General features: G+C 65.6%; 13 protein-coding genes and 1 pseudogene. 11 read left to right on the top strand and 3 right to left on the bottom strand.

Features of this window, described 5'->3' with window-relative positions:
- A complete protein-coding gene (locus tag ABB30_RS14395) occupies positions 1-999 on the top strand; it encodes an MraY family glycosyltransferase (RefSeq protein ID WP_057639003.1) in 999 nt (332 codons plus the stop codon).
- Positions 992-2905, top strand: a complete 1914-nt coding sequence (locus ABB30_RS14390; protein ID WP_057639002.1) for a polysaccharide biosynthesis protein — start codon at positions 992-994, stop codon at positions 2903-2905. Before ABB30_RS14395 ends, ABB30_RS14390 begins: the two co-directional genes overlap by 8 nt.
- A gap of 128 nt (positions 2906-3033) precedes the next feature.
- Here ABB30_RS14390 and ABB30_RS14385 read toward each other — a convergent pair whose 3' ends face one another.
- The 3 genes from ABB30_RS14385 to ABB30_RS14375 form a co-directional block, all read right to left on the bottom strand.
- On the bottom strand, positions 3034-4239 hold the full coding sequence (locus ABB30_RS14385; protein WP_057639001.1) for an acetyl-CoA C-acyltransferase: 1206 nt from the start codon (positions 4237-4239) through the stop codon (positions 3034-3036).
- Positions 4240-4317: 78 nt separating this feature from the next.
- Positions 4318-6690 (bottom strand): 3-hydroxyacyl-CoA dehydrogenase/enoyl-CoA hydratase family protein, encoded by a 2373-nt coding sequence (locus ABB30_RS14380; protein WP_057639000.1) that lies wholly within the window; start codon positions 6688-6690, stop codon positions 4318-4320.
- Between the two features lie 46 nt (positions 6691-6736).
- Entirely contained in the window at positions 6737-7369 is a 633-nt protein-coding gene (locus tag ABB30_RS14375; RefSeq protein ID WP_057638999.1) for a TetR/AcrR family transcriptional regulator, read from the bottom strand.
- A 204-nt stretch (positions 7370-7573) separates the two neighbouring features.
- Between ABB30_RS14375 and ndk the strand changes: the two genes are divergently transcribed.
- From ndk to folD, 9 genes and pseudogenes are all read left to right on the top strand, one after another.
- The gene (gene ndk / locus ABB30_RS14370; RefSeq protein ID WP_057638998.1) at positions 7574-7999 is read left to right on the top strand and encodes a nucleoside-diphosphate kinase; all 426 of its coding nucleotides are present in this window, start codon (positions 7574-7576) and stop codon (positions 7997-7999) included.
- A 31-nt stretch (positions 8000-8030) separates the two neighbouring features.
- Complete coding sequence (rlmN, locus tag ABB30_RS14365) at positions 8031-9230, top strand: dual-specificity RNA methyltransferase RlmN (RefSeq protein ID WP_425477413.1); 1200 nt, start codon at positions 8031-8033, stop codon at positions 9228-9230.
- 25 nt (positions 9231-9255) lie between these two features.
- The gene (locus ABB30_RS14360; protein WP_057638996.1) at positions 9256-10026 is read left to right on the top strand and encodes a tetratricopeptide repeat protein; all 771 of its coding nucleotides are present in this window, start codon (positions 9256-9258) and stop codon (positions 10024-10026) included.
- The gene (locus tag ABB30_RS14355) at positions 10023-10907 is read left to right on the top strand and encodes a helix-turn-helix domain-containing protein (RefSeq protein WP_083489897.1); all 885 of its coding nucleotides are present in this window, start codon (positions 10023-10025) and stop codon (positions 10905-10907) included. Before ABB30_RS14360 ends, ABB30_RS14355 begins: the two co-directional genes overlap by 4 nt.
- A 57-nt stretch (positions 10908-10964) precedes the next feature.
- Positions 10965-11606, top strand: a complete 642-nt coding sequence (locus ABB30_RS14350; protein WP_057638994.1) for a YfgM family protein — start codon at positions 10965-10967, stop codon at positions 11604-11606.
- Positions 11606-12814 (top strand): outer membrane protein assembly factor BamB, encoded by a 1209-nt coding sequence (bamB, locus tag ABB30_RS14345; RefSeq protein WP_057638993.1) that lies wholly within the window; start codon positions 11606-11608, stop codon positions 12812-12814. The genes ABB30_RS14350 and bamB overlap by 1 nt, the downstream gene beginning before the upstream one ends.
- Positions 12815-12826: 12 nt before the next feature.
- Complete coding sequence (der, locus tag ABB30_RS14340; protein ID WP_057638992.1) at positions 12827-14224, top strand: ribosome biogenesis GTPase Der; 1398 nt, start codon at positions 12827-12829, stop codon at positions 14222-14224.
- A gap of 163 nt (positions 14225-14387) precedes the next feature.
- Positions 14388-16239: pseudogene (locus ABB30_RS14335) on the top strand (monovalent cation:proton antiporter-2 (CPA2) family protein).
- 45 nt (positions 16240-16284) lie between these two features.
- Positions 16285-17160 (top strand): bifunctional methylenetetrahydrofolate dehydrogenase/methenyltetrahydrofolate cyclohydrolase FolD, encoded by an 876-nt coding sequence (gene folD, locus ABB30_RS14330; RefSeq protein WP_057638991.1) that lies wholly within the window; start codon positions 16285-16287, stop codon positions 17158-17160.
- The last annotated feature ends 92 nt before the right edge of the window (positions 17161-17252 follow it).

The following is a 17252-nucleotide window of genomic DNA, read 5'->3' as shown; positions in this document are numbered from 1 at the left end:
ATGCTGCAAGCGGGAGGGAGCCTGCTGGCCTTTTTCATGTTGGCGCTGTTGTGCTGCTGGCTGGCCTTGCAGTACGCGCGCAAACGGCAGCTGCTGGATCAACCGGGTGAGCGTCGCAGCCATCAGGTAGCCACGCCGCGTGGCGGTGGAGCCGGGGTGGTGGCCGCGCTGTTGCTTGCCGCTGGTGCGGCGGCGCTGATGCTGCCGGCCTGGCGGGTGGAGCTGCTGGTGTCTGCCCTGGCCCTGGCCTTGGTGGCCGGCATTGGCTGGTGGGATGATCACCGCCCCCTGCCTGCAATCCATCGCCTGTTGGTGCATATGCTGGCCGGCGTCCTGTTGGCGGGGCTGGTCTGGCGCGATGGCGGTGGCCCGCTATGGTCGTTGCTGGCTTTCGCATTGACAGTAGGGCTGATCAATATCTGGAATTTCATGGATGGCATCAATGGCCTGGCCGTGAGTCAGGCCGCGTTGGTTGCCATGTTCATGGCCATCTGGCTGCCTGCGGATCTGGCGCCTGCCGCCTGGCTGGTGGCCTTGGCCTGTCTGGCCTTCCTGCCGTTCAACTTCCCGCGCGCGCGTATTTTCCTTGGCGATGTGGGTAGCGGGGCACTGGGTCTGTTGATGGCACTGCTGGCCATCCTCGTGGTGCGCCGGGGGCAAGGTGTTGCACCGATCATGGTGCTGTGGCCGATGAGTGTCTTCCTTGTTGATGCCGGATTCACTTTGTTGGTCAGAATATGCCGAGGGGACCGTTGGATGCAGGCGCATACCGAGCATCTGTACCAGTGGTACATCAAATGCGGTGCCGGGCATGCTGCCGTGACTCTGGGTTATGGCCTGGTCACGTTGGTATGTGGTGTTCTGGCACTGAAGGGTAGTGGCATGGATACGGCCTGGACGCTGTTGCTTTCAGTCCTGTTGTGGTCGTTGGCCGGTATGATCTGGGGGTGGCGTCGATCGATGTTGATTGCCACCAGCCAAAGGAGAGGCAATGAGTAGTCGGCACTGGCAGGATGCGGTGGCCCATATTCCCCGTCTGGCCGTCATCGCCCATGATCTGGTGATGGTCTGGTCGGCATGGCAGGTTCTGCACCTTGCCCGATACGCCATTCTGGATGACCCGCCCGCTCTGCCGCTGTTCGGGTGGACTACGGCCTGTGTGGTTCTGTTGCAGGGCCTGGTGTTCTGGTGGGTGGGGTTGTACAAAGGCGTCTGGCGTTTTGCCAGCGTGACCGACCTGGGCAATATTTTCCGTGCCTGCTTCCTGGGCGTGGCCGCCATTGTGCTGGCGCTGGCCTTCAATCGCCTGGCCGGTGTGCCCTTGTCGGTTCTGGCTTTCTATCCGATTGTGCTGGCTGCCTTTCTAGGCATGCCGCGTCTGTTGTACCGGGCCTGGAGTGATTACCGTTCGATACGCAATGACGGTGCCATGCGTCGTGTCTTGATCCTTGGCGCTGGTGACACCGCGGCCAACCTGATCCGTGACCTGCGCCGCTCCGGTCAGTACGAGCCGATCGGTCTGCTTGATGACGCGGCGCACCTGAAAGGGGCCAAATTGCTGGGGCTTTCCGTCCTGGGAACCTTGGATGATGTGCCTGAAGTGGCCCGGGAGACCGCCGCCAAGCTGCTGGTGATTGCCATCCCGAGCCTGGATGCGGCGGGCCTGCAACGCGTGGTTGGTTTGTGTGAGTCTGCGGGATTGCCATACCGCGTCGCGCCGAGTGTGGATGATGTGCTGGCCGGCCGCGGCATGGCGCTGAAGGAAGTGTCGCTGGAAGACCTGCTCGGCCGGCAGCCGGTGCAGCCGGACTGGGCGCTGATCCGGCACTGGCTTGGCCAGCGCTCGGTGCTGGTCACCGGTGCGGGCGGCTCGATCGGCTCGGAGCTGTGCCGCCAGTGTGCGCGCCATGGTGTGTCGCGTCTGGTGCTGGTGGAGATCAGTGAACTGCTGTTGTCCACCGTCGAGACCGAGCTGCGGCGCAGTTTCCCCGGCGTCGAGCTGGTGGCAGTGCTGGGTGATTGCGGCGATCCGGCAGTGATGCGCCATGCCCTCGGTCTGGCGTCGGTGGATGCTGTCTTCCATGCGGCAGCCTACAAGCATGTGCCGGTGCTGGAGGCGCAGTTGCGCGAGGCGGTGCGCAACAACGTATTGGCCAGCCAGACTGTGGCCGAGGCCGCGGTTGCTGCCGGCGTGCGTCAGTTCGTGTTGATCTCCACCGACAAGGCTGTCAATCCGATCAACGCACTGGGGGCGAGCAAGCGTGCGGCGGAGATGGTTTGCCAGGCGTTGGATCGCCAGCAGTCGCGTACGCGTTTTGTCACCGTGCGTTTCGGCAACGTACTGGGTTCGGCGGGCAGTGTGGTGCCGCTGTTCAAGCAGCAGATTGCCGCCGGTGGCCCGGTCACGGTCACCGATCCGCAGGTCACCCGTTATTTCATGACCATTCCCGAGGCCTGTCTATTGATTCTGCAGGCGGTATCGTCCTCCACCAAGGGCGCGGTCTATACCCTGGACATGGGGCAGCCGGTGCCGATCGTGAAGCTGGCCGAGCAGATGATCCGTCTGGCCGGGCGGGTACCCGGCCGCGACATCCAGATCGTTTTCTCCGGCCTGCGTCCTGGCGAGAAGTTGCACGAGACCCTGTACTACGCCGATGAGCACAACACGCCCACCGCGCATCCCAAGGTGCTGGAAACCAACGTGCGTGGGTTTGCCCATGAGCCGATGCAGCAGGCCCTGACCCAGATGCGTGAGGCCTGCCGTCAGTACGACTTGGTGCGTCTGGCCAGCCTGCTGGAGCTGCTGGTGCCTGACTACCGGTGTACGGCGGTGCCGGCCGACCGGTCGCCTGCCGAGCGCAAGGTGCTGCCGTTTGCCGCGCGCGAGGTTCAGCGCAAGCCCTGATCCTTGCAGCCGGTAGTCTGCACCAACAAAAAGGAGGCCTTGCGGCCTCCTTTTTGTTTGTGTGTGTGGCGTGTCCGGCGCGGCGCTGCGGGCAGCAGCAGCGCATGGCTGCCGTTGCCCATGGCGGTTTACAGGGCTTCGAAGATGCCCGCTGCGCCCATGCCGGTGCCGATGCACATGGTCACCATGCCGTACTTCTGCTGGGTGCGGCGCAGGCCGTGGACCAGGGTGGCGGTACGGATGGCGCCGGTGGCACCCAGCGGGTGACCCAGGGCAATGGCGCCGCCCAGCGGGTTGACCTTGGACGGGTCCAGCTCGCAGGTGCGCATCACGGCCAGGGCCTGGGCGGCGAAGGCTTCGTTGAGCTCGATCCAGTCCAGCTGGTCCTGGCTCAGGCCGGCCTGCTTGAGCGCCTTCGGGATCGCCTCGATCGGGCCGATGCCCATCACTTCCGGGCGCACGCCGGCCACGGAGAAGCTGACGAAACGGGCCAGTGGGGTCAGGCCGTAATCCTTGATTGCCTGCTCCGACGCCAGCAGCACCGCACCGGCGCCGTCGCTCATCTGCGAGGAATTGCCGGCGGTGACCGAGCCGCCAAAGGCGCCGTTGCGGAACACCGGCTTGAGCTTGGCCAGGCCTTCGATCGAAGAGCCGGCACGCGGGCCTTCATCGGTGTCCACGATCTGGCGGCGGGTGATGATCTTGCCGCTGCCCAGCTCCGGCAGCTGGCTGAGGATCTCGTAGGGGCTGATCTCGTCACGGAACTGGCCACTGGCAATGGCCGCCAGTGCCTTCTCGTGCGAGGCCAGGGCGAAGGCATCCTGGTCTTCGCGGCTGACCTTCCATTCCTGGGCGACCTTTTCGGCGGTGATGCCCATGCCGTATGCAATGGCGACGTGGTCGTTGTCGAACACGCTGGGGGCCATGGCGATCTTGTTGCCCATCATCGGCACCATCGACATCGACTCGGTGCCGCCGGCCAGCATCAGGTCGGCATTGCCCAGGCGGATCTGGTCAGCGGCCAGGGCCACGGCCTGCAGGCCGGAGGAGCAGAAGCGGTTGATGGTCTGTGCGGCCACGGTGTTGGGCAGGCCGGCCAGCAGGGTGCCGATGCGGGCCACGTTCATGCCCTGCTCGCCCTCGGGCATGGCGCAGCCGATGATCGCGTCATCGATGCGGTTGACATCGATGCCCGGGGCCTGGGCCACCACGCTCTTGAGCACGTGGGCCAGCATGTCATCGGGGCGGGTGTTGCGGAACATGCCCTTGGGGGCCTTGCCGACCGGGGTACGGGTGGCGGCGACGATGTAGGCGTCCTGGATTTGCTTGCTCATGGTTTGGATCTCTTCAAAAGGGTGCGGTCAGTGGGCGGGGAGGGCGGCCACCGGGGTGGCCGCCTGCTCTGGCCGCACTCAGTTGCGCAGCGGCTTGCCGGTGCTGAGCATGTGGGCAATACGGGCCTGGGTCTTTTCCTGCTGGGCCAGCTCGACAAAGTGCTTGCGCTCCAGGTCCAGCAGCCACTGCTCGTCGACCACCGCATTGCGGTCGAGCTTGCCGCCGCAGACCACGGTGGCGATGCGCTCGGCAATCTCGTAGTCGTAGGGGCTGACGAAATAGCCTTCGAGCATGTTGACCAGCATCATCTTGAAGGTGGCGATGCCCACGTCACCGGCCACGCGGATGCTGCGTGCCGGCAGCGGCGGACGGTAGCCGCCCTCGGCCAGGCCAATGGCTTCGGCCTTGGCGATGTGCAGCAGTTCGAAGGCGTTGAACACGACCTTGTCGCCGGCGCGCATCAGGCCCAGTTCCTTGGCATTGACCGCCGAGTTGGAGACCTTGGCCATGGCCACGGTTTCAAAGCTCTTCTTCAGCTCGGCGAAGATGTCGCCGCTGCTGCCCGCCGCCTGGCTGGCACGCACGGCGATTTCCTTCAGGCCGCCACCGGCCGGCAGCAGGCCGACGCCGGCCTCGACCAGGCCGATGTAGCTTTCCAGCGAGGCCACGGTCTTGGCCGAATGCATCTGGAATTCGCAGCCGCCGCCCAGGGCCAGGCCGCGCACGGCCGCCACCACCGGGACCAGGGCGTACTTGATGCGCTGGCTGGTGCGCTGGAAGTTGGCCACCATTTCCTCGAACTGGTCGACCTTGCCTTCCTTGAGCAGGCCCAGGGCGCCGGCCAGGTCGGCACCGGCCGAGAACGGCTCGCCGTTCTGCCATATCACCACCGCCTTGAACTGCTTCTCGGCCAGGCCGATCGCTTCCTGGATGCCGTTCAGGACGTGGTCCGACACGGTGTTCATCTTGGTCTTGAAGCTGATCACGCCGACGCCGTCGCCATCGGTCCACAGGCGCACGCCCTCGTTCTCCCACACGGTCTGGCCGGCGTCGAAACGCTCGCCCAGTACCGGATCGGGGAAGCGCTGGCGGCCGTACACGGCCAGATCCGAGCGCGGGGTGATCGCATTGGTGGACGGGTTGTAGCTTCCTTCAGCGGTATGCACGCCGTCACGGCCGTCCAGCACCCAGGCCGGCAGCGGCACATTGACCATGGCCTTGCCGGCGGCAATGTCCTCGGCAATCCAGCCGGCGACCTGCTGCCAGCCGGCGGCCTGCCAGGTCTCGAACGGGCCGAGCTTCCAGCCGTAGCCCCAGCGGATGGCGAAGTCGACATCGCGGGCGGTGTCGGCAATGTCGGCCAGGTGGTAGGCGCTGTAATGGAACAGGTCGCGGAACAGGGCCCACAGGAACTGTGCCTGAGGATGGTTGCTGGCGCGCAGCTGGGCAAACTTTTCAGCCGGGTTCTTGATCTTCAGGATCTCGACCACTTCGGTCGCGGCGGCGCGGTCGGAGAGGCGGTAATCCTGCTTGTCCACATCCAGGACCATGATGTCCTTGCCGACCTTGCGGAAGATGCCGGCGCGGGTCTTCTGGCCCAGGGCGCCCTTGGCGATCAGGCCGTCCAGCCAGGCCGGCGACTTGAAGAAGGCATGCCACGGGTCATTGGGCAGGGTGTCGCCCATGGTCTTGATCACGTGGGCCATGGTGTCCAGGCCGACCACATCCGAGGTGCGGTAGGTGGCCGACTTGGCGCGGCCGATCAGCGGGCCGGTCAGGCCGTCCACCTCATCAAAGCCCAGGCCGAACTGCTGGGTGTGGAAGATGGTGGACAGAATGGAGAACACGCCGATGCGGTTGCCGATGAAGTTCGGGGTGTCCTTTGCATACACCACACCCTTGCCCAGGTTGGTCACCAGGAAGGTTTCCAGGCCTTCCAGCACGGCCTTGTCGGTGCTGTTGGCCGGGATCAGCTCGGCCAGGTGCATGTAGCGCGGCGGGTTGAAGAAGTGCACGCCGCAGAAGCGGTGGCGCAGCTGCTCGGGCAGCACGTCGGCCAGCTTGTTGATGCCCAGGCCAGAGGTGTTGGAGGCCAGCACCGCGGTGTCCTTCACGAACGGGGCGATCTTCTTGTACAGGTCCTGCTTCCAGTCCATGCGCTCGGCGATGGCCTCGATGATCAGGTCGCAGTCGCGCAGCTGTTCCAGGCCGGTGTCGTAGTTGGCCGCGGTGATCGCGCCGGTCAGGGACTTGGAGGCCAGCGGGGCAGGGCTCAGCTTGGCCAGGTTGGCAATGGCCTTGAGCACGATGCCATCGGCCGGGCCTTCCTTGGCGGCAAGGTCGAACAGCACGGTGTCCACGCCGGCGTTGGTGAGGTGGGCGGCAATCTGTGCCCCCATGACGCCTGCGCCAAGGACGGCGACGCGGCGGACGAGCAGGGTATTGGACATGTTGGTAAACCTTTGAGTTTGGTCTGCAACTACGGGTGGAAAGGGATTACTGGCCAGAGGCGGCGCGGAAGCCGGCCTCGGCGAACTGGATCAGTTCACGCGCGGCGCGGCTGCGGTGGTCGGCTTCGGAAGTATCTGCAGGGCGCTTGATCAAGCCGAAATCTGCCATGGCATAGGTCAGCGCACCGGCAAGAAGGTCCAGGCGCCAGTACAGCTGCTCCTTGGAAAGACCGGGCAGGCAGGCGGCAATGGCGCGGGCGAATTCACGCAGTACATGGCCGTAGTGGTCGGACAGGAACTTGCGCAGGTTGTCGTTCTTTTCGGCGTAGGCGCGGGCGATCACGCGCACGAAGGCGCCGCCGCCGTGCTGCTGCCCGGCCAGGGCCAGGGCCGGCTCGACAAAGGCCGCCAGTACCGCGCGCAGGTCGCCGGGGTGCTCGGCACTGGCCGCCTGCAGCTGGCTCATACGGGCACTGGACATCTCGTCCATGCGCCGGCGGAACACTTCGTTGACCAGGTTGTCCTTGGAGCCGAAGTGGTAGTTGACCGCGGCGATGTTCACATCGGCCACGCTGGTGACCTGGCGCAGCGAGGTGCCGGCAAAGCCGTGCACGGCAAACAGCTCCTCGGCAGCGCTGAGGATGCGGTCCTTGGTCGAGAACTGGGCAGGCTTGGGCATGAGGGCTATCAATCAAACGATTGTTTGATCCTACGGCCGAACCCGGGTTGTCGTCATGTTGCGTCGCAGCATCATTCAGCTGCGCCTGTGCAAAAACAGGCGGCGGGCGCTAGAATTGCCGACTGCCTTTTATCTCAAGTCCGCGTAAACACGCGGGTTTACCCGTTTCGGGTCGTTTGACCCATTACCCCTGAGGATATTCCCATGGCTCTCGAGCGCACCCTGTCCATCATCAAGCCCGATGCCGTTGCCAAGAACGTGATCGGCGAAATCTACGCCCGCTTCGAAAAGGCCGGCCTGAAGGTCGTGGCCGCCAAGTACAAGCAGCTGTCGCGCGCCGAAGCCGAAGGCTTCTACGCCGTGCACCGCGAGCGTCCGTTCTTCAACGCCCTGGTCGAGTTCATGATCTCCGGCCCGGTGATGATCCAGGCCCTGGAAGGCGAGAACGCCGTCCTGGCCCACCGCGACCTGCTGGGCGCCACCAACCCGAAGGAAGCAGCTCCGGGCACCATCCGTGCCGACTTCGCTGAATCCATCGACGCCAATGCCGCCCACGGTTCGGATTCGGTCGAGAACGCTGCCAACGAAGTGGCTTACTTCTTCGCCGGCACCGAAGTTGTCTCGCGCTAAGCGATAAGGAGTGGTTGACGTGAACGAGGTCGTGATTCCGTCGGTGCTGGTGCCGGCTCCCGCCGCCGCCGTACCGGTGATCAAGAAGCAGAACCTGCTCGACCTCGATCGCGCGGGCCTGGAGAAGTTTTTCGACGAGGTGCTCGGCGAGAAACAGCGCTTCCGTGCCCATCAGGTGATGAAGTGGATCCACCATCGCTACGTCACCGATTTCGACCAGATGACCGACCTCGGCAAGCCGCTGCGCGCCAAGCTGCATGCGCATGCCGAGGTCGTCGTCCCCAACATCGTGTTTGACAAGCCCTCGGCCGACGGCACCCACAAGTGGTTGCTGAGCATGGGCACCGATGGCAAGAACGCCATCGAGACGGTGTACATCCCGGACAAGACCCGCGGCACCCTGTGTGTGTCTTCGCAGGTCGGTTGTGGTTTGAACTGCACCTTCTGCTCCACCGCCACCCAGGGCTTCAACCGCAACCTGTCCACCGCCGAGATCATCGGCCAGGTGTGGGTCGCGGCACGCCACCTGGGCAATGTGCCGCACCAGATGCGCCGCCTCACCAACGTGGTGATGATGGGCATGGGCGAGCCGTTGATGAATTTCGACAACGTCGTCCGCGCGATGAGCATCATGCGTGACGACCTGGGCTATGGCCTGGCCAACAAGCGTGTGACCCTGTCCACCTCCGGCCTGGTGCCGCAGATCGACCGTCTGTCGGTGGAAAGCGATGTCTCGCTGGCCGTGTCGCTGCATGCGCCCAATGACGAACTGCGCGAGACCCTGGTCCCGCTGAACAAGAAATACCCGATCGTCGAGTTGATGGCTTCCTGTGCGCGCTACCTGCGTGCCAACAAGAAACGCGACTCGGTGACCTTCGAATACACCCTGATGAAGGGCGTCAACGACCTGCCCGAGCATGCCCGCCAGCTGGCCCGCCTGATGCGCCAGTTCGACAACCAGGTGCAGGCCAAGGATTCGGGCAAGATCAACATCATTCCGTTCAATCCGTTCCCGGGTACCCGCTACGAGCGCCCGACCGAAGAGTCCATCCGTGCGTTCCAGAAGATCCTGCTGGATTCGGGCGTGCTGACCATGGTCCGTCGTACCCGTGGCGATGACATTGACGCGGCCTGTGGCCAGCTCAAGGGCCAGGTGATGGACCGTACCCGGCGCAATGCCGAATTCAAGCGTTCGCTGGAAGCTGGCGGCGGTGCTGCGGCCGGCCTCTGAGCCTGTTTCATGGCGGCTGCCGGCAGTGCTGCTGGCCGTCGTGTCGGCGTGTGCTGTATCGGCGCAGGCCGGGGCCGCCGGGCAACAAGCCGATGCTCCCGTCCTGAGCGAGCGTCAGCTTGCCCGCCAGCTGGCCGATGAACGCGAGTGGTCGCGGCGTTTCCTGCAGGCCTCGCGTGCCTATGCCAATGGCCAGTGGGAAGAAGCCGAGCGGCTGGCCAAGCGCGCAGTGGCCTTTGATCGCGACCAGCCCGATGGCCTGACCTTGCTGGCGGCGGTGTACGCAGCCCAGGGGCGCGATGAACTGGCCGGGCAGACATACCAGGCCGCTCTGGCCTTGTCTCCGCGCCGCGGCGACCTGCTCAACAATTACGGTGGCTGGCTGTGTTCGCACGGACAGGCGGCCGAGGCCCTGGTGCTGTTTGATCGTGCTGCACTGGACGCGCATGCGGCGCCGGCTGACCTGCATGTCAATGCAGGCATCTGCGCCCAGCGCAGTGGCCAGTGGGAGCGGGCGCTGGAGGAGTTGCGCAAGGCGCTGGTGTTCTATCCCGAGCACCCCGGGGCGCTGGAATCGATGGCCAGCCTGCAGCTGCAGCGCGGCAACCCGATGGCGGCGCGCGCTTTCTACCAGCGTCGTCTGGGCGCTGCACCGGCAACGGCTTCCGTGTTACAACTGGCCATTAAGGTTGAAGAACAGCTGGGCGACAAGGCTGCTGCCGAGCACTATAAATCGCGTCTGGACCAGGCACAGGGTGCCGGCCAGGACGCTGACGCAAGGGTTGATCAACAGTGACCACTGAAGCGGTTGTTGAGGGGAGTGGTGCGCAGGCTGCTGGGGAGCAGTTGAGCAAGGCGCGCCAGGCAGCAGGATTGTCGTTGGATCAGGCCGCCACCCAGTTGCGGGTGCCGCTGCACGTTGTTGCAGCCCTGGAGCAAGGTCACTGGGAGCGTCTGGGCGCGCCGGTGTTCATCCGTGGGCAGCTGCGCAGCTATGCGCGCCTGCTGCAGCTGGACCCGGCACCCTTGATGACCCAGGTGCCGGCCGAGCAGCAGACGCCGGTGGCCCTGGTCAGTCATGGGCCCGGGCCGGGCATGCGTCGTTACGCCGGTGGGTTGGGGCGCAAGCTGGCTTATGTGGCCCTGGCCGCAGTGCTGGTGGTGCCGGGCGCAATGCTGCTGCGCGCCTGGTTGCAGCCACAGGCCGAAGTCACCTCGCTGGATACCCTGCCGGCTGAAGTGGCCGTGGACGATGCGCGTCTGGCCTTGCCAGTGCCGGTGGCGGATGCGGTTCCGGCTGCGTCGACCGGCGCCGAAGGTGCAGTGACCGCTGCGCCCTCTCCGGTAGTGGCCAGTCCGGCGCCGTCGCCGGCTGGCGAACCGGCAGCCACGGCCGCAGCGGTGGCCGGTGGTGCGCAATTGCTGCTCGTGTTTGCCGGCGACAGCTGGATTGAAATTGCCGGGCCGCAAGGCCAGGTAGTGGAGAAATCATTGGTCCAGGCCGGCCAGCAGCGCAGTTATCCGGCCACGACCATCGGCCGGGTATTGCTGGGCAATTCCACCCAGGTGCAGGCCAGCATCGATGGCCGTGCGATTGATCTGGCAACAATGGGGCGGTCCAACGTGGCCCGCTTTACGGTATCCTCTGACGGTTCGGTGTCTCCGCTGTCCAACTGATGGTGGCGAGGCTGTTTTTCCACATAGGCCCAGCCCACGCGGCGGGTGAGAGTACGCATGGCGATCGACGATCTTCTTGACGAGCACGAACAAGGGCAGCGGGTACAGGACTGGTTGCGCCGCAATGGCTTGAGCATTCTCGGTGGCGTGGCTCTGGGTATTGCGGCCATCTGGGGCTGGCAGAACTGGCAGTCCTCGCGGCTGAACAGCTCGGCTGCCGACAATGCCCGTTATCAGGCCGTGGTGGATCAGCTGGCCTCCAGCGATCTGGACGAGGCCGCCCGTCAGGTCAAGGCGCTGGAAAGCGAAAGCAATGGCATCTATGTCGATCTGGCCGCGCTGGCGCTGGTCAAGGCGCAGGTGGATGCCGGCAAGGTCGAGGAGGCCATTGGCGTACTGCGCGAGCTCAAGGCCGAAGGTGAATTCAAGTCCCTGGTCGACCAGCGCATTGCGCGCTTGCTGATCGAATCGGGCAAGCCGGCCGAGGCGATCACCACCTTGGCTGCCGCAACCGATGCGACCAGTCTGGAAATCATCGGCGATGCCCACGTGGCCGGCGGCGATGCCGACAAGGCGCGTGAGGTCTATGCCCGCGCCTTGGAAGGCCTGAAGGACGATGCCCCGCAGCGCGGGTTGCTGGAAACCAAATTGAGCGATGTCGGCGGTGAAGTGCCGGCAAACGATGACGCCACTGCGTAATGAGGCAGGTGTACATGTACAAGCGACTCGCGGTAGTGGCCCTGGTGGGCCTGAGCCTGACCGGCTGCGCCAGCATGAAGGACTGGTTCACCTCGGACAAGGCCAAGGCCAAGAAGGCACTGGAGCCGGCCGAACTGGTCAAGTTTGACGCCAGCGTGGAACTGCGTCGCCTGTGGTCGGCCAATGTCGGCAAGGGCGAGGGCCGTATCGGTATTGCCCAGGCACCGGCGGTGGCCGATGGTGTGGTGTACGCCGCTGCGCTGGAGGGCGGCGTACATGCGCTGGACCTGAACACCGGCAAGAGCCTGTGGCACTGGAAGCCGGAAAAGGAAAAGGGCAAGCCGGAGCTGCGCCTGTCCGGTGGCCCGGGCGCCGGTGGTGGCCTGGTGGTGATCGGCACCCTCAATGGTGATGTGATCGCGCTGGATGCCGCTGGCGGCAACGAGCAGTGGCGCGCCAAGGTGCGTTCGGAAGTGATTGCCGCCCCGACCATCGCCAATGGCCTGGTGTTCGTGCGTGGCAACGACGGCCGGGTGACCGCCTTCGAGGCCAGCAACGGTACCCAGCGCTGGTTCAATTCCCAGGAACTGCCGGCCCTGACCGTGCGTGGCAACGCGCCGGTGCTGGCTGGCCCGGGTGTGGCCTTCGTCGGCAACGATGACGGCACCTTGGCGGCCCTGGCCATGAATGACGGCTCGCCGGTATGGGAGCAGATGGTCGGCCCGATCGAAGGCCGTACCGACCTGGAGCGCATGGCCGATGTCGACGCCGCCCCGGTGATCGATGGCAATGTGGTGTTCGTGTCCAGCTACAAGGACCAGACCCTGGCCATCGACGGCCCCAGCGGCCGCCCGATGTGGGTGCGTGACCACGGTGGAGCCGGTCAGCTGGCAGTGACCTCCGGTGCGGTAGTGTTGTCCGATGGCAAGGGGACGGTCTGGTCGCTGGACAAGTACAGTGGCGCCGCCCTGTGGTCGCAGCCGGCGCTGGCGCGCCGTGAGCTGACCGGTACGGCCGTACTCGGCGACTACGCCGTGGTTGGTGATTTGGAAGGTTATCTGCATCTGATGCGTCTGTCTGATGGCGAATTCGCCGGGCGCATCAAGCACAGTGGTGAGCGCCTGCTGGCGGCACCACGGGTAGCCAATGGAGTCCTGCTGGTGCAGGACGTTGACGGAAAGCTGGCCGCCTACGGGCTGCGCCAATAAAGGAGTTAAGGGATGTTGCCTCTGGTCGCCCTGGTCGGACGGCCGAATGTCGGCAAGTCCACACTGTTCAATGCGCTCACGCGTACCCGCGACGCCCTGGTTCATGACGAACCGGGCGTCACGCGTGACCGCAATTACGGCACTTGCCGGCTTGATGCCGACAATCCGTTCCTGATCGTGGATACCGGCGGTATTGCCGGCGAAGAAGAGGGATTGGCTGGCGCGACTGCGCGCCAATCCCGCGCTGCGGCTGCCGAAGCCGACCTGATCCTGTTTGTCGTCGATGGTCGTGAAGGCCCGTCGGCGCTGGACGATGAAATCCTTGCGTGGCTGCGCAAGCTCTCCCGCCCGACCATGTTGTTGATCAACAAGGCCGATGGCGTGGAAGCCAACGGCATGCGTGCGGATTTTGCCCACTACGGTTTCGGCGAGATGCTGGCCGTTTCCGCGGCCCACCGTCAGGGCCTGGATGACCTGGTCGAGGAGGTGCTGGAGCGCCTGCCCGAAGAAGGCACCACCGAAACCCTGGACGATGATCCGGAGCGTATCCGTATCGCCTTCGTCGGCCGCCCCAATGTGGGCAAGTCGACCCTGGTCAACCGTCTGCTGGGCGAGGAGCGGATGATCGCTTCCGACGTGCCGGGGACCACCCGTGACTCGATCGCGGTGGATCTGGAGCGTGACGATCGCAAGTACCGCCTGATCGATACGGCCGGCCTGCGCCGTCGTTCGCGCGTGGACGAGGCGGTGGAGAAGTTCTCCGTCTTCAAGACCATGCAGTCCATCGAGCAGACCCAGGTCGCGGTGCTGATGCTGGACGCCTCTGAAGGCGTGACCGATCAGGACGCCACCGTGCTCGGTGCCGTGCTTGATGCGGGCAAGGCGCTGGTGATTGCCCTGAACAAGTGGGACGGGCGCAGTGACTACGAGCGTGAGCAGGCCGAAACCCTGCTGTCGCTGAAGTTCCCGTTCGTGCCCTGGGCCGAAGCCGTGCGTATTTCTGCGGTGCACGGTACCGGCATGCGCGAGCTGTTTGCTGCCATCCACCGTGCCCATGCTTCGGCGACCAAGGAGTTTTCCACCGCCGAGGTCAACAAGGCGCTGGAAGTGGCGGTGGAAAGCAATCCGCCGCCGTCGGTGCGCGGGCATGTGTCCAAGCTGCGTTACGTGCATCCGGGCGGTTCCAACCCGCCGACCTTCATCGTCCATGGCACCCGCCTGAAGGAGCTGCCCGATTCGTACAAGCGCTATCTGGAAAACTTCTTCCGCAAGCGCTTCAAGCTGGTCGGTACCCCGGTGAGCTTCCTGTTCCGTGAGGGTGCCAACCCGTACGAGGGCAAGAAGAACCCGCTGACCGATCGCCAGATCGCGCGCAAGCGCCGCCTGATGAAGCACGTCAAGGGCAAGTAACAACCCGGCCCTGCGGGCAGGCAAACAACAACGGCGCGGGCATCCGCGCCGTTGTCGTATCTGCCGCCTTGCCAGTGGCTACCCGGCCTCGGGCACTGCCATGCACGCACGGGCAGGGCCGGCATTGCTAGAGTCGGCATCTTCTTTGCTGACGGTGTGGGCCATGGCTGCAGGACAGGAAACGGGGCAGCTGTTGCCGGTGGTGGCCTTGCTCGGTGTGGCGGTGGCCGCGGTGCCCTTGTTCCGGCGTCTGGGCCTGGGTTCGGTACTGGGCTATTTCGCCGCCGGGGTCCTGGTCGGGCCGCTTGGCCTGGGCTGGTTCAGTGATCCGCAGGCCATCCTGCACCTGGCCGAGCTGGGGGTGGTGCTGTTCCTGTTCCTGATCGGCCTGGAGATGCGGCCCAGCCACCTGTGGTCATTGCGACGGCAGATCTTCGGCCTGGGCAGCGCGCAGATCCTGGGCTGCACGGCATTGCTCACGGCGATCTGCCACGCTGCCGGCCTGGCCTGGCCTGGCCTGGCCGGTGGCCTTCATTGCCGCCTCCGGTTTCGTGCTGACCTCCACCGCGGTGGTGATGCAGCTGCTGGCCGAACGTGGCCAGCTGTCTACCCGTCCGGGGCAGCAGATCGTCTCCATCCTGCTGTTCGAGGACCTGTTGATCGTGCCGTTGCTGGCCCTGGCCGCGTGGATGGCGCCGGCTGGCGCGCATGCCGACGGTGGCGGCCTGTGGCAGTCGCTGGGCCTGGGGCTGCTGGCCTTGCTGCTGTTGCTGGCCGCCGGGCGCTGGTTGCTGGACCCGTTGTTTGTGCTGCTGGCCCGGGCCGGCGCGCGCGAGGTGATGACCGCCGCCGCCTTGCTGGTGGTGCTGGGCGCGGCCCTGTTGATGCAGTGGGGCGGGCTGTCGATGGCGATGGGCGCTTTCGTGGCCGGTGTGCTGCTCAGTGAATCGGCCTTCCGGCATCAGCTGGAGGCGGAGATCGAGCCGTTCCGTGGGTTGTTGCTGGGCCTGTTCTTCCTCGGTGTCGGCATGGCCCTGGATCTGGCCGTAGTGGCCGAGCAATGGCGCTGGATCGGCGCCCTGGTCCTGGCCCTGATGCTGGCCAAGGCTGCCTGCGTATGGTTGGTGGCGCGGCTGTGCGGCAGCAGCGGGGGCGTGGCCACCGAACGTGCGGTGCTGATGGCCCAGGGCGGCGAATTTGCCTTCGTGCTGTACGCCGCCGCTGCCGGCACCGGCTTGATCGCGACCCGGGTGCATGCCCAGTTGACCGCGGTGGTGGTGCTGTCGATGGCCCTGACACCGCTGGCGGTGCTGGTCCATGGTCGCCTGCGCGCGCGTCGGCAGCCGTTGGACGATGCCGATCTGGAGCGGCCACAGGAACAGGCCGGCCAGGCCCTGGTGATCGGTTTCGGCCGGGTCGGCCAGGTGGTCAGCCAGGCCCTGCTGGCGCGGGGCACCGAGGTCACCATCATCGATGCCGACCCGGACATGATCCGTGCCGCGCAGCGCTTCGGCCTGCGCATCTATTACGGCGATGGCACCCGGCTGGATGTGCTGCGCGCCTGTGGCATCGACCAGGTCGGGCTGGTGGTGATCTGCGTGCAGGGTGCCGAGCAGGCGGACCGGGTCCTGGCCCAGGTCCGGGTCCTGGCGCCGCTGGTGCCGGTGGTGGTGCGGGCCTGGGACCGTGGCCATGCCTGCCGCCTGGTCGCTGCCGGCGTCGATGCGCCGGTGCGCGAGACTTTCGAATCGGCCTTGCGCATGGGCGCGCAGGCCCTGCAGGCGCTGGGCGATGATGCCGAGCAGGCCGAACAGGTGATTGCCCGGGTGCGCGAGCTGGATGGGCAGCGCCTGGCACTGGAGGTCGCCCTGGCCGATCCCATGGCCGACAGTGATCTGCTCTATGGCAACGCCGGCCAGCCGCAGCCGGTGCCCTTCACCCGGCCGCGGCGCGATGCCCAGCGTCTGGACAGCGAAGCGGGGCAGGTGCAGCAACGGCCTGACGGCGTCGGCTGAATCGGGGACAATACCCATCCGATCCGCCCCCGCAGCCGATGAACCATGACCGTTGAGACCCCTGATGTTGCCCGCATCCTGGATGGCAAGCGCATTGCAGAACAATTGCTTGATGAGTTGAAGACCCGGGTCGATGCCCGCCTTGGCCAGGGCAAGACGCAGCCGGGGCTGGCGGTGATCCTGGTCGGCGGCGACCCTGCCTCGTCGGTGTATGTGCGCAACAAGCGCCGTGCGGCGGAGAAGGTGGGGATCGTGGCGCATGATTTCGATCTGCCCGAGGGCACGACCGAGGCCGAGCTGGCCAGCCTGATCGACCGCCTCAATGCCGATCCGGCCATCCACGGCATCCTGATCCAGCTGCCGCTGCCGGGCATCCCCGATGCCAACCGGCTTATCCAGCGCATCGACCCGCGCAAGGATGTCGATGGTTTCCACCCGCAGAACGTCGGCCACCTGGCCCTGCGCGAGTTCGGCCTGCGCCCGTGCACGCCGCGCGGCATCGTCACCCTGCTCGGCCATACCGACCAGCCGGTGCGTGGCCGCAATGCCACCATCGTGGGGGTGAGCAACCACGTCGGCCGGCCGATGGGCCTGGAGCTGCTGATTGCCGGCTGCACCGTGACCAGCTGCCACAAGTTCACCCCCAAGGAAGAGCTGGAGCGCGCCGTGCGCAATGCCGACATCCTGGTGGTGGCCGTCGGCATTCCCTCGCTGATCCCGGGCGAGTGGGTCAAGCCAGGTGCAGTGGTGATCGACGTGGGCATCAACCGCCTGGACGATGGCCGCCTGGTCGGCGACGTCGGCTTCGAGGCGGCCGCCGCGCGTGCCAGCTGGATCACCCCGGTCCCCGGCGGTGTCGGCCCGATGACCGTGGCCACCCTGATGCAGAACACCATCGAGGCCGCCGAGGCGGCTGGCTGAACCGACGCATCGGCTGAAACTGCAGCCCGGCCCCCAGCGGGGCTGCAGTTATCGGGGGGAGTGCCTAAACACAAGATTTAGGGGTAAAATGT

This window comes from Stenotrophomonas ginsengisoli (assembly GCF_001431485.1).
In the GTDB taxonomy this organism is placed as follows: domain Bacteria; phylum Pseudomonadota; class Gammaproteobacteria; order Xanthomonadales; family Xanthomonadaceae; genus Stenotrophomonas; species Stenotrophomonas ginsengisoli.
The sequence above is the reverse complement of the archived record's forward strand: the minus strand, read 5'-3'. Positions and strand labels throughout refer to the sequence as shown.

What these genes read in the sequence shown, in the direction of transcription:
- ABB30_RS14390 (WP_057639002.1), top strand. Translation starts at nt 992, where the DNA reads ATGAGTAGTCGGCACTGGCAGGATGCGGTGGCCCATATTCCCCGTCTG.
- ABB30_RS14350 (WP_057638994.1), top strand. Translation starts at nt 10,965, where the DNA reads ATGGCGATCGACGATCTTCTTGACGAGCACGAACAAGGGCAGCGGGTA.
- der (WP_057638992.1), top strand. Translation starts at nt 12,827, where the DNA reads ATGTTGCCTCTGGTCGCCCTGGTCGGACGGCCGAATGTCGGCAAGTCC.
- bamB (WP_057638993.1), top strand. Translation starts at nt 11,606, where the DNA reads ATGAGGCAGGTGTACATGTACAAGCGACTCGCGGTAGTGGCCCTGGTG.
- folD (WP_057638991.1), top strand. Translation starts at nt 16,285, where the DNA reads ATGACCGTTGAGACCCCTGATGTTGCCCGCATCCTGGATGGCAAGCGC.
- ABB30_RS14380 (WP_057639000.1), bottom strand. Translation starts at nt 6,690, where the DNA reads ATGTCCAATACCCTGCTCGTCCGCCGCGTCGCCGTCCTTGGCGCAGGC.
- ABB30_RS14385 (WP_057639001.1), bottom strand. Translation starts at nt 4,239, where the DNA reads ATGAGCAAGCAAATCCAGGACGCCTACATCGTCGCCGCCACCCGTACC.
- ABB30_RS14375 (WP_057638999.1), bottom strand. Translation starts at nt 7,369, where the DNA reads ATGCCCAAGCCTGCCCAGTTCTCGACCAAGGACCGCATCCTCAGCGCT.
- ndk (WP_057638998.1), top strand. Translation starts at nt 7,574, where the DNA reads ATGGCTCTCGAGCGCACCCTGTCCATCATCAAGCCCGATGCCGTTGCC.
- ABB30_RS14395 (WP_057639003.1), top strand. Translation starts at nt 1, where the DNA reads ATGCTGCAAGCGGGAGGGAGCCTGCTGGCCTTTTTCATGTTGGCGCTG.